Raw genomic sequence first — 22,384 nt, 5'->3', positions numbered from 1 at the left:
TTTTTATTTCAGGTAGCGGCACAGATAAGAGGTAGGTTCAGCCACCTGCAGATGGAACTCACTGTGGCCAGGGACGTTGAAAACCTGTCCGGCTGCGTAAACTTTCCATTCCGTTTCACCCGGCAGCAGGACGTTCAGCGCGCCGCTGACGACCGTCATCTCTTCCGCTTCCGCCGTGCCAAAGGTGTATTCCCCTTCCGCCATGACGCCAACGCTGGCGCGGCCAGTGCTGCTGCTGGTAAAACCAATGGATTTCACTTTACCGGAAAAGTATTCGTTACTCTGAAGCATGAACTGGCCCTTATATTTTTAGATAAAAATTCACTATAGGGGCCATGCTCATCACCTGTCACGCAAAATCATTACATGAGCAGTTCCGAGGCCAGGCGAGCCATCAGAACGTTGGATAACAGCACCGGCACATCCAGCGCTTTTTGCAGTAAATCACGATGATGCTGGTGGAACCCCAGGCAGTCCAGAATCAGGACATCGGCCCCTCTTTCCAGCAGTTCCTTCCCGGCCGCAATGAGTTTGGCCTCGCTGTCCCAGAACGGATTGGCCAGCGCGTACAAGGGCACTTTTTCCAGCACGTGCCATTTTGCCTCCTGGTTATCCATGAGCTCCTCGATGGGGACAATCACCCCCACCTGATGACCATCCACGATGGAGGCCACCAGCGGCGGAATGATGCGCATCGGTTCCAGCAAAATCGCATTGCGCGCCGTAAGTCCCTTTATGGGGGCGGTGCTCATCAGCAAAATAACGTCATAGCCCTGATTATCGAGCACTTCTATTACGCCCTGCAGTGAGCGCTCGATCTTCTGGCGGGAAACATGCGCCAGTTTACCGTCACTTAATAACGTCGCCAGGGGATCCTCCCCCGCCTCGACAGCGTAGTCTTCCATGACCTCTTCCCGACTCATCTTGCCCAGCAGGCTGAGATGCGTAATCTGTTGTTCAGATACATGCTCGGTTAAGAGCGGTAACACTTCGCTTACAGGGACCACACCAATGGTGAGGATCGCCAACGTTGCCTTCATCTTTATCGCCTTCCATTACTCCAACATCGTGCACACAGGTACAGGCTCACTACGCTGCACAGTTCGTTTTTTCAACAAAACAGCACCAAGCGTAGCAGGTGATCCCGACACCGAAATGTAAAGATCGCCTGCCGATACCAGAGTTACTTGTATTAACTAAATATTAACTCCTGCTTAACTTTTACGATGAGTAAAAAGTGTGATTCAGGCACGATCCTGGAGCGTTTAGGAAACCGCTCAGGTTATGTCGGGATCTTCATAGCGCCGCTTCGCATCCAGCGCTTCCTGTTCCGTCTCGTGTTCACTGATCAGCGAGTCGGGTTTGGGGTGATCGGCACGCAGTTGATACCAGGTCACAGTGTGACCTGTCTGGCCTTTTTCAACGGTCACAATGCGCGCTTCACGCGGATAGGGAGGTCTTGTTGGCATAGCTCATCCTTTTTTTATGTCTGAGCTATAAGTATAGACGCCGCTTAGCTGGCACACGCCAAACGCAGGGCGGTAATAATCTGAATCACAACGTCTTCGGGAGAGGCGGACGCATCCACCACGTGGTGAGCCGCTTCGCGGTATAACGCATCGCGTTCGGCCAGCACTTCACTCACCTCTTCGTTCAGCGGCCTGGAGGTCAGCGCAGGGCGTTGCCCCTCTTCCGGAAAGGCTTCCAGACGCCCAACCAGGGCCGACACCGGCGCGCTGAGGTAAATCACAATCCCCTTTTCGCGCATAAAGTGACGATTACACTCCGCCAGAACAATGCCACCGCCGGTGGCGATCACCGCGGACGGGGTCGTGACCGCTTTCAGCGCGGCCGTTTCGCGTGCGCGAAAGCTCTCCCAGCCTTCCTGCTCAACAATGTCGGCGATAGTTTTTCCGGCCTCGGTTTGCAGCCAGTGGTCGGTATCCACAAACTGGCGATGACACACGCGTGCCAGCTCCAGGCCAACGGTGGTTTTCCCACAGCCGCGGGGGCCAACTAAAAAGATGGGTTGGGTCATAGCCAGGTGTTCCCCTTGATGCCGGAAGGCTGAAGAGTGTAAAGAAATAATTGCAGAAGATGTTGCGATTACTTTACTGCAAAGCGGTACGGGATGACAACCCTGTGGAGGCCACACTGTACCACACACATTGACAATAATTATCATTTCGCTGTACGGCGCTTCACTTCCAGCAGCCATTTATCCAGCTCGGCAGCAAACTGCTGGCGATCGCGCTGTGACAGGCTGTCCGGCCCACCGGTCTGCACGCCGCTGGCCCGCATGGTATCCATAAAATCGCGCATCGTAAGCTTCTCGCGGATGGTCGACGGCGAGTAGCGCTCACCGCGCGGATTGAGCGCCGCCGCCCCTTTCTCCAGCACGTCGGCCGCCAGCGGAATGTCCGCCGTGATCACCAGATCTTCCGCGCTGCACAGGCGGACAATTTCGTTGTCTGCCACGTCGAATCCGGCAGGCACGCGCAAAGAACGAATGAAGCGCGAAGGCGGCACGCGAATGTTCTGGTTCGCCACCAGCGTCAGCGGCATCTGAACGCGCTCGGCGGCGCGAAATAAAATCTCTTTAATCACGTTCGGACACGCGTCCGCATCAACCCAAATCGCCATATTGTCTCCCCATAATGACTCTGCCGACTATTGTCGCCTGCATTTCGTTGTTAAGCTATCAATCAGAGAAAACAACGCATAATGACGGAGGATCGTGATGGACAAGAAAATCGGGTTTATCGGCTGCGGTAACATGGGCAAAGCCATTCTGGGCGGCCTGATCGCCAGCGGGCAGGTACTGCCGGGTCAGATTTGGGTCTATACCCCGTCACCGGACAAGGTCGCCGCGCTGCGCGATCAATACGGGATTAACGCCGCCGAAAGCGCGCAGGAAGTGGCCCAGGTCGCCGATATCGTCTTTGGCGCCGTCAAGCCGAACATCATGATCAAAGTGCTGAGCGACATCACCTCCAGCCTGAATAAAGAGACGCTGGTGGTGTCGATTGCCGCGGGCGTGACGCTTGACCAGCTGGCGCGCGCGCTGGGCCATGACCGCAAAATTGTTCGCGCAATGCCCAATACCCCCTCGCTGGTGAACGCCGGCATGACCTCCGTCACGCCTAACGCGCTGGTGACCCCGGAAGACGTAGCCGATGTGCTGAACATTTTCCGCTGCTTCGGCGAAGCGGAAGTGATTGCCGAATCGATGATCCACCCGGTGGTGGGCGTGAGTGGTTCTGCGCCTGCGTATGTCTTCATGTTCCTGGAAGCGATGGCCGATGCCGCCGTGCTTGGCGGAATGCCGCGCGCCCAGGCGTATAAGTTCGCCGCGCAGGCCGTCATGGGCTCCGCCAAAATGGTGCTGGAAACCGGCAAACACCCGGGTGAACTGAAAGATATGGTTTGCTCCCCGGGCGGTACCACCATCGAAGCGGTGCGGGTGCTGGAGGAGCGTGGATTCCGCTCGGCCGTCATTGAAGCAATGGCAAAATGCATGGAAAAATCAGAGAAGCTGAGTAAATCCTGATCGTTTCAGTCGGGCGTCAGGCGGCCACTTCGGTGCGGCTGCGCCCGGCATTTTTCGCCCTGTACAGCGCCACATCAGCCGCCTTTAGCCATTCCCGATAATGTGCAAACTGCGGCCCCCAGGGGGCAACGCCCACGCTGATGCGCAGCGCCTCTTTTGGCGCGCACGGTAGCGACAGCGTTTCCAGCCGCTCATGCACCCGGGACATGACGGCGATGGCGCTTTCCGCTGCGGTCTGCGACATAATCACCGCAAACTCATCTCCGCCAAACCGGCCGATGGCATCACCTGACCGCACCGACATCTGAAGCTGGCGCGTGATGGCAATGATCGCCTCGTCGCCCACGGCGTGCCCCCAGGTATCGTTGATATTTTTAAAGTGGTCGATATCAATCAGTAAAATCGTGGCTGTGCAGCGATCGCGGCGGCAATGCTCAAATTCATTTCGCAGCAGCATTTCCCAGTGTCGGCGATTATAGACCCCGGTCATGCCGTCGCGGGTGCTCATCATTTCCAGCCGCTGCTTGTGCTCAGCAAGCCTGACGGCGGTGCGGTGGCTGAGCCAGGCAAACAGCATGGGATAAAGTACCAGTACGGGAAGCGTTAAGCTCCACTCCACGAGGTCGGGGTTGAAGACGGCCACGCGCCCAACAATCGGCAGCGTCACCAGCGTGGAGAGCAGAGTCAGCAGGATCCCCGGGATAAACAGACGACAGCCCCCGGAGCCCATCATATTCATCCCGACCATCATCACCAGCGCTGCCGTGGGTAACGCGCTCATCCCCATCACGCCGATCCAGAGCCCGGCAATGATGGCATCGATCTTAAGATTGAACTCTTCCTGCTGATGAGGTGACGCGGCCCGGCAGGATAACTGCCAGGCGAAATGGGGCCAGACGAACGCCCAACCGACCAGTAAAAGCCACCAGCCGCCGGGTAAAAAATGGGTGACCAGCATGCCCGCAACCGGGAAAAACATCGCCGCCAGCCCCACGGCGCGCGCCAGCCGAACCCGCCGGGCAAACTGAATGCCGGCGCGGTGAGGGTCATCCTGAGAAAGGGTTAAATTCCACTCTTCCCGAATGCGCTTTGTGTTGTAATACGTTTCATCATTCATCATTTTTGGGAATATTCTGAAACATTTTCCCAAATTATAGAGAGGGGGTCTGCGGGGAAAGTATGAAATTTCGGGTGAGCCGCCGGAGCCGCTCACCCGTTCGAACTACACTTTTTTCTTCAGGCAGGCACTCATGAACTTGCTGCGGTCATCCCCTTTCAGGGACTGCTCGGTGGCCTTGGCATTACACTCGCGCATCTTTTGCTGCTGAGGCGTCAGGCTTTTTTCAGCTGGCTTTGAAGCGCCGTTTTTGAGGCAGTCGCTCATGTAGGTCTTGCGGGCATCGCCCTTCAGACTCTGAGACGTCGCCTGTTGATTACAGGTGGTCATACGCTGCTGCTGCGGCGTTAATGTTTTCTCTTCCGCGTTCGCCGATGCGACCAGGAACAGGCCGGAGAGCAGAGTAACCAGTAATGTTGTTTTCATTGCACCATCCTTTTGTGAACATTCCCTGTAAGTCTGGTTCGTGACAGGAAAAAAACCACCCGGCAGATGTGATTTCCGCCGGGAATTTATCATTTCAGACCCAGCGCCGCCTTCATGGTGTAGAACAGATCCGTTTGATCGGTCAGGCCTACCACATTGGCCGCGTGCGGGCCGTAGGCGGCAATGCGCAGCTGGGTGCCGGTGTGCTCCATAGACTCTTCTTCAGAGTTGCCGTAGCTCATCACCATGACGGCGCCATCTTTGGTGTTGAGCGCCTGCGTCAGGCCAGGGGCTTTGGTATCTGGCGGAACGATCTGGCTGGCGTGCGCGTGATCCGCAGTGACGATCACCAGGGTGTTACCGTCTTTTTTCGCGAACGCGAGCGCCTTCTGCACCGCTTCGTCCAGATCGACGGTTTCGCCAATCTGACCGCACGGATTTGCCGCATGATCCTGCTTATCGATCGACGCCCCCTCAACCTGCAGGAAGAACCCTTTTTCGCTCTTGCTCAGCAGATCGATCGCTTTATCGGTCATCGCCGCCAGCGTCGGTAGGCTGTCCGTGCGTTTAGGGTTAGGCGTACAGGTCACTGCTGGGTTATCGATATTGCCGTGATATGAGGCTTTTGGACCTTCCCAGCGCACGGGCATGTTGCCGTCAGAGAACAGCCCCAGCAGCGGTTTGTCCTGGTTCGCCTCGGTTATCGCCGCCAGCGAATTTGCGTCACTCACCAGCTGATAGCCGCGCGCCTGCGCCTGCTCGCGCAGCGTTTTGCCCTGCCACTCGCCCGCCGTCGCGGTTTCCGCGAAGGTTTTCGCGCCGCCGCCCAGCGTCACGTCAGGACGCGCATTCAGAAGCTGTTCCGTAATCGAGCCTTTGCCACCTTTTTCCAGCGCGTTCGTTGGGCATTTTTCGCTGGTCACTGACGGGCCGTAGCATTTACGCGAGGTCACGTGTGCCACCAGCGCCGCAGGCGTCGCATCCTGAAGTTCAGCGGTGGAGACGTTACCGGTCGCCAGGCCCGCCGCTTTTGCCATCTCCAGAAGGGTTTGACGATCTTTTTCGTGAATATCCACGCCCAGCGCGCCATTATAGGTTTTCACGCCGGTGGACCACGCCGTGGCCGAGGCCGCAGAGTCCGTTACGTAATCCGGTTTACCGGTTTTTTTATCCAGCGCGTAGTGGGTATATTGTCCGGTCAGCGGTAATGCGTCGATACCTTTAAAAAAGCCGCCCGCCCCCTCGGCATAATTTCGCGCCGCCGTGATTTCGGAATCACCCATTCCATCGCCAATCAGCAGAATAATATTTTTCGCCGGTTTTTCATTAAGCGAAGCGCGAATGGCGGCGGTTTGATCTTCCGACAATCGGCGCGCGCCGCCGGGCTGGGTGATATCCCCTTTTGCCGCACGATTATCCAGGACGCTGGTTTGCGTCGTGTCAGCATAAATGGCAGGGGTAATTAACAGAGGAAGTAATGCGATGAAAAGTGCGCTCTGTTTCAATTTATTTTCTCCATGTAAAAATACATAAAAATAAAAACAGAGCGACTATAGGCATCCTGCATGACAATTCTATGACACGTCGTTACGTCCTGTGACGGTTTAGCTGCGCGGATGCCTTAACAGCTTCTTTACGTACTGGTGGAGCATCTCAGCATCTTCAACCGGTACCTGCGATTCAGGCCTGACGCTCTCCAGCGCGCCTTCCACGCTCTCAATCAACGCCTGCTGATCGGTTTTCGCCATTTGTCGCAGCAGCGCGGTGACCACAATTTCAAGCGCTTCGACCTGGGCCACCAGCTCTTTTGACTCTTCTTCCTTTTGTGCCAGCTTGACCAGCAATTCAGCAATGAGGTTTTTCATCGTGCCAGTTCCTTTTCAGTTTTATCTGACGTTATCACTCTGAATCCATAATGCAAAGAGAAGAAATTAATTATGGTATGCAAAAGTGATACAGAAACGGAAATAAAGAGACCTCGCCGTGAGCGAAACGTTTTTCTATAAAAAGACGCCGCATTTTGTTATATAAAAATGCGGCTACCATAAGAATATATAATACATCTGCGAAAGCGTTATCTCGCCGATTTCGCCTCCGCCATTTGTCTGCGGCGTCGCAGCGCAATAGCCAGCTGGATAATATTGATTAAAACAACAATCGCTGTCGCCGCAAATACCCAACGAAAACCGGCCATCGCGGAAACGGAGGCGCCAATAAGCGGACCGGCAACATTGCCCAGATACATAAATGACTGGTTATATCCAAAAATACGCCCCGTCACCTGGTCGCTGGAATATTTGACCAGCAGGGTCTGTACCGCAGGCAACATGGCACCATCGGCAAAGCCGAGCAGAAATCGCAGTACGCCAAGCTGAAGCGGAGAGGTGACGAACGACATCGCAAAGAAGAGCACCACCGCAAAGATCAGCGTCGCCATCAGGATGCGCGCCGTACCGATCCTGTCACCCAGTTTTCCGAGACGCGGCGCGGAAATCAGGGCGGATACGCCCGGCACGGCGGCAATCATGCCGCTTAAAAAAGCGATGTTCGTGCTCTCCGGCTCCATTGACTTGATAAACAGCGCCAGTATCGGCCCCACCGAACCGTTACAGAGCTGGATCACCATGGTGGTGACAAACAGGCTGATCATCAGCCCCGGATAAGGCAGCGAGGCGAAAACGGCCTTGCCGCTCAGGCGTTCAGATTTACTGATAACCGGGCGGCCTCCCTCTTTAATCAGAAAGAGCGTGACCAGAAAACTGACCACCAGCAGAACCGCAGTGATGATAAATACCGCGCGCAGTCCGACGTGGTCCGCCAGAAAGCCCCCCAGCAGCGGGCCACCGATGACGCCGCTGATCTGCGCCGTGGAGAGCGTGCTCAGCGCCCAGCCGCTCCGCTCGCGCGGCACCTGAGAGGCGACCAGCGCCATGGCGTTTGGAATATACCCGGACGTCAGCCCCATCACCGCCCGCAGGAAGAACAGCTGCCAGACGTTGGTGGCGAAGGCCTGCAGCAGAATGGCTATCGCCATCCCGAGCGAGGCGCGCAGCAGCATCAGTTTTCTGCCTTTTCGATCGGCCAGGCTGCCCCACATGGGTGACACAATCGCGGAAACCAGAAAGGTGACGCTGAACGTCAGGCCGGACCACATAGAGAGCGCTTCGTGCGAGGTGACCCCCAGCTGCGAGACGTACAGCGGCAGGAACGGCAAAATCTGGCTGATGGCCAGCCCGGTGAAGAAGCAACCGAACCAGACCGAGATGAGATTAACTTTCCAGGATTCCATACAGAATAGTCTTCATTTTTAGGCGAATTCGCCGTCAGATTAGCAAGTTACGCGTGTTAACGTCGCACCAGAGATGCGGCCTGACCGACTTTGGTGTTTTATCTTCCCAGTCATCATATTTGTGAAATAAGTCACAATTCATCCATTTTCTGGCGGAATATTATGCTTCACCGGCACAGGCCAAAACCGCGCATTCCGAGATGAAAATGGTTGGCATGCGCCGCGTTGTACTCTGGCCCCAGACCGTTCCCGTAGTACCCGCAGCTTGCCGCCAGCATCGCCTTCAGCCAGGGCTGCGTCGTGGCCGCCTTCCAGCCGTTCAGCACCGTGACGCGGTCGCCGTTCGCCAGACGAAAAGCGGCAATATCCAGCGCCTCCGCCGTGGCATGTTCACTGCGGCGCGCGTCAGGGCGGTGGTAAATATTGCGGCAGGCAAAGCTGCCGAGGTGATCGATACGCGCGAGGTCGCTGCCCGTATAGCGTTTTGTCAGCGGCCGGGCTTGCTGGCTGATAAAGAGGGCTGAGCTGAGCGCCAGCGGACAGCTGGCAAGAAAACTGCCGTTCAGGCCGACCGGGCCGAAGTTGCGCACGCGCACGACGTTGCTCAGCGGGCATTCCCCGGCGCTGTCAGCGACCGGCTGGGTGCGGATGAGATCGCGTTGATTAGCCTGCGCAAGCAGGCTTGCGCAGGCCTCGGGCGTTAAGCGCCGAAGCTTATACTGGGTGATTCGGCCTGGCGGATCGTCAAGCTCCAGCGGTATGAAAGGGTTGTAGTAAGGCGGCAACCAGCGGTAACCCACCGTTGCGACGGCGATAAGAATCAAAACGGTCAGCAGCGTTTTTCCTTTCACTCGCCCCCCTGAACATTCCCCCAAACATTATGGCAGAAGGTCGCGAAACCCGCCGGGCATCGTGGTATGTTATTGGCTTTTCGTCAGACTGGAAGAGAGTGAGATGGCTAAGCAGCGCGTAGGTATTGTCTTTGGGGGAAAATCAGCGGAACACGAAGTGTCATTGCAATCGGCTAAAAATATCGTTGATGCGATCGATAAAAGCCGTTTCGACGTGGTGCTGCTGGGCATTGATAAACAGGGCCAGTGGCACGTTAACGATGCCAGCCAGTATTTGCTGAATGCTCACGATCCGGCCCATATCGCCCTGAATCCTTCAGAAATTAGCGTCGCCACCGTACCCGGCGTCGCGAAGGGGCAGCTTATCGATGCAGGCAATGCACAGGCTCTCGCTCAGATCGACGTCGTCTTCCCTATCGTGCACGGCACGCTGGGGGAAGATGGTTCCCTGCAGGGGATGCTGCGCATGGCCAACCTGCCGTTCGTCGGCTCGGACGTACTCGGCTCCGCCGCGTGCATGGACAAAGACGTCACCAAACGCCTGCTGCGCGACGCCGGGCTGAATATCGCGCCGTTCGTCACGCTCACCCGCGCCAACCGCGACAAGCACAGCTTCGCGCAGATTAGCGCTGAATTGGGTCTGCCGCTGTTTGTGAAGCCAGCAAACCAGGGCTCCTCCGTGGGCGTCAGCAAAGTGACCAGCGAAGCTGAGTTCACCCAGGCCGTCCGCCTGGCGTTTGAGTTCGACCATAAAGTGGTGGTTGAGCAGGGCATCAAAGGCCGTGAAATTGAGTGCGCCGTGCTGGGCAACGATTTTCCACAGGCGAGCACCTGCGGCGAAGTGGTCTTAAACAGCGACTTCTACTCGTACGACACCAAATACATTGATGATAAAGGCGCGCAGGTTGTCGTGCCTGCGGATCTCGATCCGGCGGTTAATGATAAGATCCGGGCGATCGCCATTCGCGCTTATCAGACGCTCGGCTGCTGCGGCATGGCGCGCGTGGATGTGTTCCTGACGGCGGAAAACGAGGTGGTGATCAATGAAATCAACACGCTGCCGGGGTTCACTAACATCAGCATGTATCCGAAGCTGTGGCAGGCGAGCGGCCTCAGCTATCCGGAACTGATCACCCGCCTGATCGAACTGGCGCTGGAGCGTCACGCCGCCGACAGCGCGCTTAAAAGTTCCGTAAACGGTTAATCGGCGCGCTTCGCCGACGCTGCCTCATCCGCTGTCGTCTCTTCAGGACGGCGGCGGATAATCAACCCCGCCAGCCAGAAACTGATAACCCAGGTCACCAGCCCAACGGCATAGGTTTGCCAGCCTTTTGCCTCAAACCCCAACAGGCCCACGACACCGTTAAGAATAAAGATCAGCCCGATAGCGAAGGCGTAGTAGTGCCAGTCACGGCGTAGTTTGGACGTGAGCTTCATAACAACTCCGGCAGGAAAAAAAGACATCCTCTCACAGTTTTACGGCCAGGTCTGTGGCAGATACGGAAATTCTGAAACGCGACGCAATTTCACTTAAGTTAATAAATTGTGACGTGCTGCAGAAATCAACAATCCAGGAGGATTCCGGCGCGTAAATTACCACGATTCTGATATTGACAAATGCGATGACCTGTCAAACTCACCCTGTACGAAGCGTATTAACAGAGCGATTTATCCGGAGGTCATCATGGCTGACTTTACATTGTCGAAACCGATTTTTGGCGGAAAACCAAAAACCTCCACGGCGGGTAATATCGCGTATGCCCTGTTTGTTCTGTTCTGCTTCTGGGCTGGCTCGCAGCTGCTCAATATGCTGGTCCATGCGCCTGGCGTTTATGAACATCTCATGCAGGTACAGGATAACGGACGCCCGCGAGTTGAGATTGGCTTTGGCGTCAGCACCCTGTTCGGCCTGATCCCCTTCCTCGCGGGATGTATGATTCTGGGCGTTGTGGCATTAGTGCTGCGCTTTCGCCGCCGCCGTTAAAGCCCCATACAGCGAGCCCGGCGATCGTCCACGCGTTTTGCGAACCACGCGGTGGTCAGGTTACGCGTAATCTTCGGGCTTTCCAGCTGAATACCCGGCAGGATAGCCCTCGGTAACGTTTTCCCGCTTTTCTGCTCGGCAAGCGCAAACACCTTCTTGTACAGATCCGTTTTCTCAAAGGCCAGGCTATCGCCTTTCTCAAGCTGGCGGCGAATGTCGCTATTGCTCAGGCCAAGCGTTGTCGATAATTTCCGTACGGCAAGCTCGGTGCTCCCTGCTTCGCTGCTGCCGTAGGCGATAAGATCGCCGTCCAGCGCCAGCTTAACGCCGCTTGCGCGGCTGACCGCACTCTGGAATGCCGCATTACGGCTGGCATACCAGCCTGCGTTAAAGTCGGCAAAGCGGTACAGCGGCTCATCGTAGTTCGCCGGGTAGTTCAGCAGGTGATACGTGCCGAACCACAGTCCGCCGCGCAGGGAGAAGACCTCCTGGCGCACCGTACCGTCGATTTTCCACGGATAGCCGTCGGTGTGTTTCTCCGCGAACGCGATGCTTACCTGCATTGGGCCACCGGTGTGGACCGGGTTCAGTGAGCCAAACAGCTTCTGACCCATCGGCACCATGTTGATGAAATCATCGAAAATAGCGCTAAGCTGTTTTTCGGTTTTCACCGTATCCAGCCGTTCGCTGTAGCTTTTGCCGTTCGGCGAGGTGATTTTAAGCGCGGTATGCACGAGGAACACCGGGATATGCATGGACTCCGCGCGGCGGTCGATCTCTTTCCATGCGATTTTATTCAGCCCCGGCACAGCCGGGTCTGACTGGTACATCGACTCCTGCTGTGCCACCGCCAGCACCGAACAGATGTTCTCCTCGGTCGGCGCAATCTTTTGGCTCTCAAAGGTTTTTGCCAGCGCGTCTGCCCACGCATTGCGATCTTTCACGCTGGCGGGCATTTTCTGCCGCACAACACTCGCCACATCAACGGGCTTCTCGCCCTTTTTGAGCGGAGCGGCCCCCTTTTCGGCACAGCCTGCCAGCACAAAAGCGGCCAGTATGGTCAACGGTAACGCGCGCGGTACGGCAAAAGGCATAGCAACGTCCTGTATTAGCTAAATGTGTTGGTGACTTCCTGCAGGTCACGATCGTCCAGCTCGCGTTCAAAGCTGCGCAGACGTTTGTAGATGGACATCAGTTCCACCAGCGTGGTCCAGGAGCTGATCAGGTACTGGAATGAACTTCTGACCTGATCGAAAACGTTAGTAATTTGGGTCATCAGTCCCAGGGTAATTGTCCCTGCAACAATTGACGGGAACAACAGGACTATTCCAAAAACAGTATCGGCCTGAAGATATAAAATACGAGCTATGTTGAAATACATGTAGTGGAAGTAGAGCTTAAAGTAGTTAAAACGGACGTTCTGAAATAACTCTTTTACCGTTGGTGGCGCAGCTCGTGATGGGTCATCCTCACCGTAAACGAGTTCTTTGCGGTAAGCCGCTTCCACGCGCTGATTTTTAAATTGTAACCCCGGCAATTTGATCCCCACCACAGCAAGAAGCCCCGTTCCCATAAGAGACCAGACCAGTGCGGCAATAACCAAACCATAGGGTAAATGACCAACAATTGGAAGTTCAGGCACATGGGGTGAAAGTGCAATCAGAATCGGTAAAAAAGCGATAAGTTTCATCACAGCATTAAGCAAGCTGACCCCCATGTCCTCCAGCGTTGAGGCAAAACGCATGGTGTCTTCCTGCACACGCTGTGCAGCACCTTCGATGTGCCGCAGTCGTTGCCAATTTGCCATGTAATATTCGTTCATAGCAGTACGCCAACGGAAAACGTAATGGCTAACGAAGAAATTGTTCAGCACTGCCACTGTTACTGCAATCATGGCAATGCCGGTAAAACTGACGAGACTGGCATAGAGTTCACCAATCGGAACCTTATTCGGGGCGCTTAGTGCTTTTTGGATCAAATCGTAGAAGGGTGCATACCATGCATTAATTGCAACGCTCACTTCCACCATGAACCAGGTAACGAAAATGATCAGCGCAGATCCCAAAATCGACCAAACCTGCCAACGATGCGGAGAATACTTGAACCAGAAGAGTGCAAACAGCCCCACACATACCGTGTAGTAGGCATAAAATACGATAAAGCTGAGCGACCAGAAGCGCGCCGCGCTAATCGGCACCTCACCTGTCGCCCCCGTGATGCGCGTCAGCCATGCGCCGCCGCCCGCCTGCCAGAAAATGACAGCGATCAGTGCCCAAATAAATGCCGACAGGAAAAAAGGCCCCGGCTTTGGGAAAAAAGACTTAAACATAATGCTTCCTTCTTGTTGTTATGGCTGTTGCTGTGTACAACACGTCACCACACGAAAACCTGCCCGAGCCAGCCTCCCGGCTCCGGCAAAAAGGTCAGACCCGAGCGTTAATTATTAGTTCGCTTTCCAGTTTTCAAGAATTGTTTCGGTGCGTTTCACCGCGAGAGGATTCGCTGGCGCAATGAAGTTACGCCAGACGTCGTTGTGATGGTTAATCAGGATCTGTGCGTCAGCAGCCGGACGGTTGGCGGTGGTATGGGCATCTTCGGCAACGGTGATGTGATAACCCCGGCTAACGCCGTTCTTGATCGTCGCATCGACGCAGTAATCGGTGGCGCAGCCGCAGATGACAAACTCACGAATGCCCTGCTCCCGCAGCAGCGCCTCAAGCCCGGTGTTGTAGAAGGCATCGCAGGCGGTTTTGGTCACGTAAAGCGCACCAGCAGGCTGATGGAGTTCAGGCAGTAGCGCAAACCCTTCGCTTCCCTCTTCCAACCCCCCGGCCTCGGTATGCTGTATAAAAATCACCGTGTCGGCTGCCTGCGTAAGCTGGTTGATCAGAGAGACACACTTTTCGCGCTGATGACGAGGGGTTTCAAACACCCCGTTCTGCATATCGACAACCATAACCACACGCTTCTCAGACATACCTTCTCCGTAAGATTGAGTGACACTGGTGCCTATCATAAGCCCGATGTCACAAAATGGGAGATGGCTCGCAAGTAAATTGTTCATATTTACCCATGGTTACGTTTTTCTCGCTATCGTTATGCAATTCGGGGCATTGCACGGTACCGATTAGTAGTATAAATACCCATTACTTTCCTCATTCACTTCATGGATGCTTTTCGTTGAAACGTTGTCTGCTCTCTTTTGCCGCGCTGTGTGCGGTGAGCTTTTCTACCGCCCAGGCAGCCCAACCGCTGACGGCTCCCGTTTTAGCTTCAGATATTGCCGATCGCTACGCGAACCTTATCTATTACGGCAGCGGCGCGACCGGTATGGCGATGGTCGTTATCGACGGAAACCAGCGTGTATTTCGCAGCTTTGGCGAAACGCGCCCGGGCAATAACGTTCACCCGCAGCTGGATTCCGTTATCCGCATCGCATCCTTAACCAAGCTGATGACCAGCGAAATGCTGGTGAAACTGCTCGACCAGGGCGTGGTGAAGCTCGACGATCCGCTCAGCAAATACGCGCCGCCAGGCGCCCGGGTCCCCACGTATCAGGGGACGCCGATCCGGCTTGTGAACCTTGCTACCCACACCAGCGCCCTGCCGCGTGAACAGCCAGGCGGCGCGGCGCATCGTGACGTGTTTGTCTGGCCAACGCGCGACCAGCGCTGGAGCTATCTGAGTACCGCCACGCTGAAGGCGGCGCCGGGCTCGCAGGCCTCTTATTCAAACCTTGCGTTCGACCTGCTGGCGGATGCCCTTTCAACGGCGGCTGGCAAACCCTACACCCAGCTGTTTGAAGAGCAGATCACCCGTCCGCTCGGCATGAAAGACACCACGTTTACCCCGTCCCCGGACCAGTGCCGTCGCCTGATGGTGGCGGAGAAAGGCGCCAGCCCCTGTAATAACACGCTGGCGGCCGTGGGCAGCGGCGGGGTTTACTCCACGCCTGGCGACATGATGCGCTGGATGCAGCAGTTCCTTTCTTCGGATTTCTACTCTCGCAGCAGCCAGGCCGACCGTATGCAGACCCTGATTTATCAGCGTACTCAGCTGCATCGGGTCATCGGGATGGACGTGCCGGGTAAAGCCGATGCGCTCGGCATGGGCTGGGTCTATATGGCACCGAAAAATGGCCGGCCGGGGATTATTCAGAAAACCGGCGGCGGCGGCGGATTCATCACCTATATGGCTATGATTCCGCAGTCGAACGTGGGCGCGTTTGTGGTGGTCACTCGCTCCCCACATACGCGTTTCGTCAATATGAGCGACGGTGTTAATAACCTGGTGGCGGAATTGAGTGCCAATAAAGCCCAGGTGCTTACCGCATCCAACTGAGATTAATATTCCGTGGGCAAGCGGTTGATGCTGACCAGCTTGCCCCGGCTCATATTGATATAATTTCCCTGTCGCAGGGCGGCCAGAACTTCGGCAACAACAGAACGTGAAATGCGTGTGCTTTGCTGAATATGATTCATCACACCGATTTTTGAACGCAGCGTTTCATCCCACTCGGCCATATTAAGCAGCATCGCGCGGATCTGGTGATAGGAGTTATTGCCAACCAGCTGCTTATCGCGCTTCTCAAGAATGTAATTTATCCAGGATAACCAGCTGAAGGCCTCTTTCCACAGTGAAAATTGCTGGATTTGTTGTCGGGTCGTTTCTGTGGATAAATAAAAACCGGTACAGGCCGTTTTAGCAATCACTCTGTATTCCTGTGAATGATTAATCATCACCGTAGCCAGACCAAAAATAAAGGGGGCAGTCGCAATCCCCACCAGAAGTTCATCAGAAGGGCGATAGATCTCAATAACGCCGGTTTGTAATACGATCGTGCGAGGCTCATTCGATTCGCCCGACGTAATTAATTGTTGGGGTGCACATGTAAAAGGGGTACTGGCTGCTATTAACCCCTGTTCGAGCCGGCGTAATTCAGAAAGTGGTTTCGCATTAACGTTCATGCAGACCTCAAGTCATCCGTATTTGTCGGTTCAATATTATTTTTATTGCTTCGCTAAAAAGCGGAGGAGATACCCCCTCCCCCGCTTTATTCATTACCAGGTATATTTCACACCCAGGTTTGCGCCCCAGTTCTGGTCAACGTCGCCGCCGCCAAGATATGTGGCATCCGTGTAAGCGCTGAAGTTCTTCGTGAAGCTGAACTGGGTGCCCAGCCCAACACGAACAGCTGAACCTTTCACGCCGTTATCAATGCTGTCACCGTTAATATCGGCATTGTTATCGGCGTCGTCATAAACCCAGGCCAGTTTGAAGTAAGGGGTCAGAGCCTGATCGCCGCCATAGTTGAAGGTGTAACCCGTATCAACACCGAGTTCATAACGCAGGCTATCGTATGATTGTCCATCCATGCGCATGTCATTGCTGAGGCGATAATCATCGCCTGACTGGAACAGACCCGATACGGCTGCGTATGGCGTTACGTAGCCAGAGAGGTTTGGCTTCCAGTCATAGCCCAGCTTCAGACCAAAGCCAACAGCGTCACTGGTGGTATTGCCGTCAACATACTGACCGTTGCTCATGTTAGCGGAGAGATCGTTGTTGAAGCGGGTGTAGCTCAGGGAGCTGTCGAGGAAAAGATCGTTCATGAACTTCGCTGACGCGTAGATCATCGCCGTCTGGCTATCCTGATCGACCTGACCGGTACGATCGCTGATATCGCCCTTCGCGAAACCTGCCGCACCACCGACGATCCACTTCGCGTTATTACCGTCAATCTGGGTATCCAGACCCACCATAATACCGCTCACGTCCTGATCGTAGCTGATAACGCCGTTGTCACCGTCGAAGTTGCCGCCGAAGTAGCTCACCCACGCCCCGCCGTTATCCGCCAGGCCGTGACGGCTGTTGGTCAGACGCGCACCTACGGTATCCTGCTGCAGATTCCAGATATTGGTATTAGCAGAAGGGATGCTCAGCGCCATATTGGCATAGTCGGTCAGTTCTTTCTGCTGCAGAACGACGGTGTCACCCTGCTGCTGCGCCTGGTAGGTATAAGCACCTAAATCGGCTTTGTTTGCGGCAGTAAAGCTGGCCGCCGTATCCGCGTTATTGTCATAGACACGGACAATCTCTTTATTTTTGTAATCAGCGACGGAACCTGCTCCGGTCGCGTCGTCGATACGGACTTTATAGTTGCCTGCGACGTCACCGTTCACCGCCAGATGGCCGTCAGAGTGAATGGCCACTACGCCGTAGTCATAATCGGCGCTGCGCTTGTCGTTAGTGATATAGCGTGCGTTGTTCAGATCGCTGTTCAGCACGTAATCGCGGCTGGCAACATTCAGCACGCCGCCATCGGTCAGAACCATAGTGTGCGTATCAACCTGGCCCAGACCCAGCGCCAGCTCTGCACCGTTATCCACGGTGATGGTGTTGGCATACAGCTCGGCCGTTTCTTCCGTCAGTGCCGCACGGCTATCGCTGTCCAGATACAGATGGTCGGTGGCCACGCCGCCGTTGTCGCCGATGTTCAATGAGGAAGCATTGGTCAGAGTGATGGTATCCGCCAGCAGGCCTGAGTTTTCAACATTGACCTGAGACTGGTTGTTTACCGTCAGCGTGTCAATGTTTGACATCTTGCGGGTATCCCACTCGGAGCCGTTATCCAGCGCAATGTTAAACAGACCGCTCTGATACACCGCTTCACCCGCAACATGTGCGTTGCTGTCATAGGTGGAATCCGGCCAAATGCTGTTCGGGGACAGCGTGCGCCAGTCTACGTTGCTGTAGCCCTGGCCATACATCTGCGTCGTGCCGATAGCCTCAACGCTGGACTGCGCAGCACCGACCCATTTGCTGCCGTTGGTCAGGGTGACATCCAGCTTATCGGTGCCGTCCCAGCCGTTGGTGGTAGGGTTATAGACGCCGTCTTCGGTGGTATCGGTTGCCGGATCGCCGTTCGGGTAGAAGTTGTTGTCGAAGGTGCTGGAGAACAGGATGTCGCCCGTAACGGTGGAGTGATCGAACGTGGCAGCGGTCTGCATCGCGTTATCAGACGCGCTGGCGGTAACAATCAGCGCGGCATCATCTGCCCCTGTCGCGTCGGTTTCACTATAGTCGCTCGGCTTCGCGGTCTGACCGTAGAATCCGCTGGTACCTAAATCGCGGTACGCACCGGAAGTCAGTACCGAATCTTTTACCAGTAGCGTGTCGGTAAAGACCTTGCTGCTGTTGGCTACGCCTTCAACGCCGTCGTACGGGGTATTATCCCGTTCCTGATACCCCTGCGTCAGGGTAATCCCCGCGACGTGAGAATTATTCTGGATAACAATATCTGATTCCACATCCAGGGTAATCGCATTACCCATATCATAGGTATCCAGATAGTGTCTTTCCGTATTTTCCCCATTCACGACATCATACGCATAATGTTCATACGTATCGTTAATGGTGGAATTATCAACGGTCAGGCTAAACCGATCGTATTGAGCATGTTGGGTGCCGTCGGCATCCAGACCATCAGCACAGGTGGCGGTCATACACTGAGAGGTAATCATGCCATTAATGGTGCTGTTGGAAATACTCAACGCATTCGCCCGACCATTGATGCCATCATCGAGATAGTACGTTGAAATAACACCATTCACGGTGGATTTATTAATCACCGGGTAAATATCACCATCGTGGATGGCATCTGAGAAATCCCAGTCGGCATAGCCATAATACCAGGGAGTGGTCGCTGTATTATCGTATCCGAAGGTATTATATGTCGTACCGGAAATATCCTTCGCATTGGCCTGAGAAGCGATAGCCAGGGTGCAGGCTAATGCAAGTTGAGATACAACGAGTTTCTTTTTCCATGTTTGCATTGGGTCATCCCTCCTCAGGGACGTAAGCAAGTTTGTCCATCAATGAATTTGCAATATTTAATTGCGGAGGGAATTATGCAGTTTCATTTCGAAAAGGTTCAATGAATGTTTCCATTAAGTCCGCATTCAGACAAAAAACAGATTCAGACCACAACGCACAGGGCGTCATAAAATAAATATTATAAAAACAAAATGTTAATGCACGGGCAAAGCAATCAGGGAAATATCATAAAAAATAATAAATCATTTTTAATGATACATTCATTTCCATATAGAAATAACACAAATATCTCATTCTTCTCTCAGCGTTATACTGTCCTGCATTATATATTATTGGTAACAGGCAAACTCTTCTGCTGCATTTCGCAAAAGCAAAATGCCCACTTTAGTAAAACACCCGTCGCCACTTTGAGGTACACTAGCCCTCTTTGTTCCACAAACATCAGGCATACCATGACCGATTTAATTGCACGTCCCCGCCGTCTGCGTAAGTCACCTGCACTGCGCGCTATGTTTGAAGAGACAACCCTGACCTTAAACGATCTGGTGTTGCCGATTTTTGTTGAAGAAGAGATCGATGACTACAAAGCCATCGAGGCCATGCCGGGCGTCATGCGCATTCCGGAGAAATATCTGGCGCGTGAGATCGAACGTATCGCCAACGCGGGGATCCGCTCGGTGATGACCTTCGGCATCTCCCATCATACCGACGCCACCGGCAGCGACGCGTGGAAGGAAGATGGCCTCGTCGCCCGCATGTCCCGCATCTGCAAAGAGACGGTGCCGGAAATGGTGGTGATGTCCGACACCTGTTTCTGTGAATATACCTCTCACGGCCACTGCGGCGTGCTGTGCGATCACGGCGTGGATAACGATGCCACCCTGCTGAACCTCGGCAAGCAGGCGGTCGTCGCGGCCGCTGCGGGTGCGGACTTCATCGCACCGTCTGCGGCGATGGACGGACAGGTTCAGGCGATTCGTCAGGCGCTGGACGCGGCCGGTTTCACCGACACCGCCATCATGTCCTACTCCACCAAATTTGCCTCCTCCTTCTACGGCCCGTTCCGTGAAGCAGCCGGCACGGCGCTGAAGGGCGATCGTAAAACCTATCAGATGAACCCGCTGAACCGCCGCGAAGCGATTCGTGAATCCCTGCTCGATGAAGCCCAGGGCGCAGACTGCCTGATGGTAAAACCGGCTGGCGCATACCTTGATATCCTGCGCGACATCCGCGAACGCACCGAGCTGCCGCTGGGCGCTTACCAGGTGAGCGGCGAGTACGCAATGATCAAGTTCGCCGCGCTGGCAGGGGCGATCGACGAAGAGAAAGTGATCCTTGAAAGCCTGGGTGCGATCAAACGCGCCGGCGCGGATCTGATCTTCAGCTACTTCGCCCTGGATCTGGCCGAGAAGAAAATTCTGCGTTAATCCGCTTTAGCGCCGGGTGGCGGCTTCGCCTTACCCGGCCTGCTCTCTGCTCAAATCTTCACCCAACTGCAATACAATCGACATCTGCGCCTTCTACTGTCTTCGCAAGACGGCAGGAGGAGTGACCATGTTTAGCCTCGATAGCGTTCTCGACGATCTTTGGCCTCAGGCGAGGCCCGCACCCTGGCAAAAAAGTCTGTTAAAAAGACTGTTCTACGAAGACGAGTTTCAGCAGTTTGCCGCCGCCCACCGCCATCTAAAAGGACTGGATATGGTGGAGCAGGTTCTGGAACACCTTGATATTCTCTGCACCGTTTCCGCCCGCGATCTCGAACAAATCCCCGAACATGGCCCGCTGGTCATTATTGCCAACCACCCGACGGGTACGCTGGACGGTCTGGCGTTGCTGTACGCCGTCTCCCGCGTGCGGCGCGACGTTAAAGTCGTGACCAACCGGATGCTGACCCACCTTGAGCCCCTCAGCTCGCTGTTTATTCCGGTGGACAATATGGGTGGCAGGACGGCGAAGTCGTCGCTGGTGCAGATGGAACAGCACCTGCAAAACGCGGGCGTACTGATCTTCTTCCCGGCAGGCGAAGTGTCCCGCCCCACGCGCAAAGGCATTCGCGATAAGAAATGGCACTCTGGCTTTATCAAACTCGCCGGCAAGCTGCGCGTCCCGCTGCTGCCGGTGCATATTCAGGCGCACAACAGCCTGCTCTTTTACGCCAGCACGCTGGTCTCTCCGACGCTGTCGATGCTGCTGCTGATGCAGCAGATGTTCCGCCGCCGTCACAGCCAGCTGCCGATTAAAATCGGCCAGCAGATTGCGTGGCATCACTGGCACAGCGCCACCCTTTCGTCGCGTGAGATGGCCGAGCAGTGCCGTCAGCACGTGATGCGTCTTGGCAAGGGAGTGCCCGGCGTCTTTAAAACCCAGTGCGCGATTGCCCGTCCGGAAGACCGGGCCACTTTGAAGCGCGCGCTGGCGCAGGCCGAATCTCTGGGCAAAACCAGCGACGGTAAAACCATCTATCTTTGGCAGCGCAACGGTCAGGAAGACGCCCCGCTGCTGCGCGAGCTGGGCCGCCTGCGCGAGATTGCTTTTCGCGCGGTGGAGGAAGGGAGCGGCAAACGCCGGGACACCGACAGCTACGACGATGATTATCTGCACCTGATCCTGTGGGATGAGGACGATCTGGAGATCGTCGGCGCGTATCGCTTTATGCCGACGGCCATGCAGATCGAAAAGCGCGGCGTTGAGGGGTTGTACAGCTATAGCCTGTTCCACTACGACGACAAAATGCAGGACGTGCTGGAACACGGCATTGAGCTGGGGCGCAGCTTTATTCAGCCGCGCTACTGGGGACGCCGCGGCCTGGACTATTTATGGTCCGGCATTGGGGCGTATCTGGCGCGTTATCCGCACTACCGCTACCTGTTTGGCCCGGTCTCGATTTCCGGCGGCTTACCGCCTGCCGCGCGGGATCTGCTGGTCGCCTTTTACCGCCTGTGGTTCCCGGCGACGCATCCGCTCGCCGCCTCGCGCCAGCCCTATCCCGCATCCCTGCCGGACGTGCTGGCGCAGTTTGGCGGCGTGGATTACGTGGACGATCTGACGAAGCTGAAATCCATGCTCGGCAATCTTGGCTGCGGCATTCCGCCGCTTTACAAGCAATATTCCGAGCTGTGCGAGCCCGGCGGCGTGCAGTTTATTGATTTTGGCAGCGACCCGGCGTTCAACAACTGCGTTGACGGCCTGGTGCTGGTGGATTTGTGTTACCTGAAGGCGAACCGCTATCAGCGGTATATTGAGGCGCACCTTTAAATGTGCGGTATTTTGTAGGCCGGGTAAGGCGTAGCCGCCACCCGGCAATTGTGCACCGTTTTCGCCGGGTGGCGCT

Annotated in this window: 23 protein-coding genes; 6 read left to right on the top strand and 17 right to left on the bottom strand. The window is 55.3% G+C overall.

What is annotated here, in order from left to right; translation table 11 throughout:
* Positions 1–3 precede the first annotated feature (3 nt).
* The 5 genes from ppnP to ACHH0Z_RS12405 form a co-directional block, all read right to left on the bottom strand.
* The gene (gene ppnP / locus ACHH0Z_RS12425; RefSeq protein ID WP_008503270.1) at positions 4–291 is read right to left on the bottom strand and encodes a pyrimidine/purine nucleoside phosphorylase; all 288 of its coding nucleotides are present in this window, start codon (positions 289–291) and stop codon (positions 4–6) included.
* A gap of 71 nt (positions 292–362) precedes the next feature.
* Positions 363–1,040: an AroM family protein gene (locus ACHH0Z_RS12420; protein WP_008503271.1), complete on the bottom strand. Its 678-nt coding sequence runs from the start codon at positions 1,038–1,040 to the stop codon at positions 363–365.
* Between the two features lie 237 nt (positions 1,041–1,277).
* Positions 1,278–1,469, bottom strand: a complete 192-nt coding sequence (yaiA, locus tag ACHH0Z_RS12415; RefSeq protein ID WP_008503272.1) for a protein YaiA — start codon at positions 1,467–1,469, stop codon at positions 1,278–1,280.
* Positions 1,470–1,513: 44 nt separating this feature from the next.
* Positions 1,514–2,038 carry a shikimate kinase AroL gene (gene aroL, locus ACHH0Z_RS12410; protein WP_008503273.1) on the bottom strand — a complete coding sequence of 175 codons (525 nt, stop codon included), beginning with the start codon at positions 2,036–2,038 and terminating at the stop codon, positions 1,514–1,516.
* A 143-nt stretch (positions 2,039–2,181) separates the two neighbouring features.
* Positions 2,182–2,643, bottom strand: coding sequence for a YaiI/YqxD family protein (locus ACHH0Z_RS12405; protein WP_021241674.1), 462 nt, complete (start codon positions 2,641–2,643; stop codon positions 2,182–2,184).
* 97 nt (positions 2,644–2,740) lie between these two features.
* Here ACHH0Z_RS12405 and proC point away from each other — a divergent pair, with 97 nt between their 5' ends.
* Positions 2,741–3,550: a pyrroline-5-carboxylate reductase gene (proC, locus tag ACHH0Z_RS12400; protein WP_021241675.1), complete on the top strand. Its 810-nt coding sequence runs from the start codon at positions 2,741–2,743 to the stop codon at positions 3,548–3,550.
* 16 nt (positions 3,551–3,566) lie between these two features.
* On the opposite strand, the gene adrA is transcribed toward proC, so the two are convergent.
* From adrA to ACHH0Z_RS12370, 6 genes are all read right to left on the bottom strand, one after another.
* A complete protein-coding gene (gene adrA / locus ACHH0Z_RS12395) occupies positions 3,567–4,670 on the bottom strand; it encodes a diguanylate cyclase AdrA (RefSeq protein ID WP_045408000.1) in 1,104 nt (367 codons plus the stop codon).
* A 102-nt stretch (positions 4,671–4,772) separates the two neighbouring features.
* On the bottom strand, positions 4,773–5,093 hold the full coding sequence (gene psiF / locus ACHH0Z_RS12390; RefSeq protein ID WP_008503278.1) for a phosphate starvation-inducible protein PsiF: 321 nt from the start codon (positions 5,091–5,093) through the stop codon (positions 4,773–4,775).
* An 89-nt stretch (positions 5,094–5,182) separates the two neighbouring features.
* Complete coding sequence (gene phoA, locus ACHH0Z_RS12385) at positions 5,183–6,598, bottom strand: alkaline phosphatase (protein ID WP_045408001.1); 1,416 nt, start codon at positions 6,596–6,598, stop codon at positions 5,183–5,185.
* Positions 6,599–6,697: 99 nt separating this feature from the next.
* Positions 6,698–6,958, bottom strand: a complete 261-nt coding sequence (iraP, locus tag ACHH0Z_RS12380; RefSeq protein WP_023293178.1) for an anti-adapter protein IraP — start codon at positions 6,956–6,958, stop codon at positions 6,698–6,700.
* A 209-nt stretch (positions 6,959–7,167) separates the two neighbouring features.
* Complete coding sequence (locus ACHH0Z_RS12375) at positions 7,168–8,382, bottom strand: multidrug efflux MFS transporter (RefSeq protein WP_008503282.1); 1,215 nt, start codon at positions 8,380–8,382, stop codon at positions 7,168–7,170.
* Between the two features lie 167 nt (positions 8,383–8,549).
* Complete coding sequence (locus tag ACHH0Z_RS12370; RefSeq protein ID WP_045408003.1) at positions 8,550–9,233, bottom strand: extensin family protein; 684 nt, start codon at positions 9,231–9,233, stop codon at positions 8,550–8,552.
* 103 nt (positions 9,234–9,336) lie between these two features.
* Here ACHH0Z_RS12370 and ddlA point away from each other — a divergent pair, with 103 nt between their 5' ends.
* Positions 9,337–10,437 carry a D-alanine--D-alanine ligase gene (gene ddlA, locus ACHH0Z_RS12365; protein WP_021241680.1) on the top strand — a complete coding sequence of 367 codons (1,101 nt, stop codon included), beginning with the start codon at positions 9,337–9,339 and terminating at the stop codon, positions 10,435–10,437.
* Here the strand turns inward: ddlA and ACHH0Z_RS12360 are convergent.
* Positions 10,434–10,670, bottom strand: coding sequence for a DUF2754 domain-containing protein (locus ACHH0Z_RS12360; RefSeq protein WP_008503286.1), 237 nt, complete (start codon positions 10,668–10,670; stop codon positions 10,434–10,436). The genes ddlA and ACHH0Z_RS12360 overlap by 4 nt on opposite strands.
* A 247-nt stretch (positions 10,671–10,917) precedes the next feature.
* Here ACHH0Z_RS12360 and ACHH0Z_RS12355 point away from each other — a divergent pair, with 247 nt between their 5' ends.
* Positions 10,918–11,217: a DUF2755 family protein gene (locus tag ACHH0Z_RS12355; protein WP_008503287.1), complete on the top strand. Its 300-nt coding sequence runs from the start codon at positions 10,918–10,920 to the stop codon at positions 11,215–11,217.
* Here the strand turns inward: ACHH0Z_RS12355 and ACHH0Z_RS12350 are convergent.
* The 3 genes from ACHH0Z_RS12350 to ACHH0Z_RS12340 form a co-directional block, all read right to left on the bottom strand.
* Positions 11,214–12,311 carry a DUF1615 domain-containing protein gene (locus ACHH0Z_RS12350; RefSeq protein WP_045408005.1) on the bottom strand — a complete coding sequence of 366 codons (1,098 nt, stop codon included), beginning with the start codon at positions 12,309–12,311 and terminating at the stop codon, positions 11,214–11,216. The two genes, ACHH0Z_RS12355 and ACHH0Z_RS12350, sit on opposite strands and share 4 nt — an antisense overlap.
* Positions 12,312–12,325: 14 nt before the next feature.
* A complete protein-coding gene (sbmA, locus tag ACHH0Z_RS12345; RefSeq protein ID WP_021241683.1) occupies positions 12,326–13,546 on the bottom strand; it encodes a peptide antibiotic transporter SbmA in 1,221 nt (406 codons plus the stop codon).
* A 114-nt stretch (positions 13,547–13,660) separates the two neighbouring features.
* Positions 13,661–14,194 (bottom strand): isochorismatase family protein, encoded by a 534-nt coding sequence (locus ACHH0Z_RS12340; protein WP_023343468.1) that lies wholly within the window; start codon positions 14,192–14,194, stop codon positions 13,661–13,663.
* A gap of 203 nt (positions 14,195–14,397) precedes the next feature.
* Here ACHH0Z_RS12340 and ampH point away from each other — a divergent pair, with 203 nt between their 5' ends.
* On the top strand, positions 14,398–15,558 hold the full coding sequence (gene ampH, locus ACHH0Z_RS12335) for a D-alanyl-D-alanine-carboxypeptidase/endopeptidase AmpH (protein ID WP_008503291.1): 1,161 nt from the start codon (positions 14,398–14,400) through the stop codon (positions 15,556–15,558).
* Between the two features lie 2 nt (positions 15,559–15,560).
* Here the strand turns inward: ampH and ACHH0Z_RS12330 are convergent, their stop codons facing one another.
* Both ACHH0Z_RS12330 and ACHH0Z_RS12325 read right to left on the bottom strand, forming a co-directional pair.
* The gene (locus ACHH0Z_RS12330) at positions 15,561–16,184 is read right to left on the bottom strand and encodes a helix-turn-helix domain-containing protein (protein WP_008503292.1); all 624 of its coding nucleotides are present in this window, start codon (positions 16,182–16,184) and stop codon (positions 15,561–15,563) included.
* A gap of 93 nt (positions 16,185–16,277) precedes the next feature.
* On the bottom strand, positions 16,278–19,052 hold the full coding sequence (locus ACHH0Z_RS12325; RefSeq protein WP_025912606.1) for an autotransporter outer membrane beta-barrel domain-containing protein: 2,775 nt from the start codon (positions 19,050–19,052) through the stop codon (positions 16,278–16,280).
* A gap of 453 nt (positions 19,053–19,505) precedes the next feature.
* On the opposite strand from ACHH0Z_RS12325, the gene hemB reads away from it, so the two are divergent.
* Together hemB and ACHH0Z_RS12315 are read left to right on the top strand one after the other, a co-directional pair.
* Positions 19,506–20,480: a porphobilinogen synthase gene (gene hemB / locus ACHH0Z_RS12320; RefSeq protein ID WP_021241687.1), complete on the top strand. Its 975-nt coding sequence runs from the start codon at positions 19,506–19,508 to the stop codon at positions 20,478–20,480.
* A gap of 127 nt (positions 20,481–20,607) precedes the next feature.
* Positions 20,608–22,308 (top strand): lysophospholipid acyltransferase family protein, encoded by a 1,701-nt coding sequence (locus ACHH0Z_RS12315; RefSeq protein ID WP_045408011.1) that lies wholly within the window; start codon positions 20,608–20,610, stop codon positions 22,306–22,308.
* The last annotated feature ends 76 nt before the right edge of the window (positions 22,309–22,384 follow it).

Origin of the sequence: Enterobacter cloacae complex sp. 2024EL-00227, from assembly GCF_043945315.1 — a bacterium.
Taxonomy (GTDB): domain Bacteria; phylum Pseudomonadota; class Gammaproteobacteria; order Enterobacterales; family Enterobacteriaceae; genus Enterobacter; species Enterobacter roggenkampii.
Note: the sequence above shows the minus strand (reverse complement) of the source record. Positions and strands in the feature narration are given on the sequence as shown.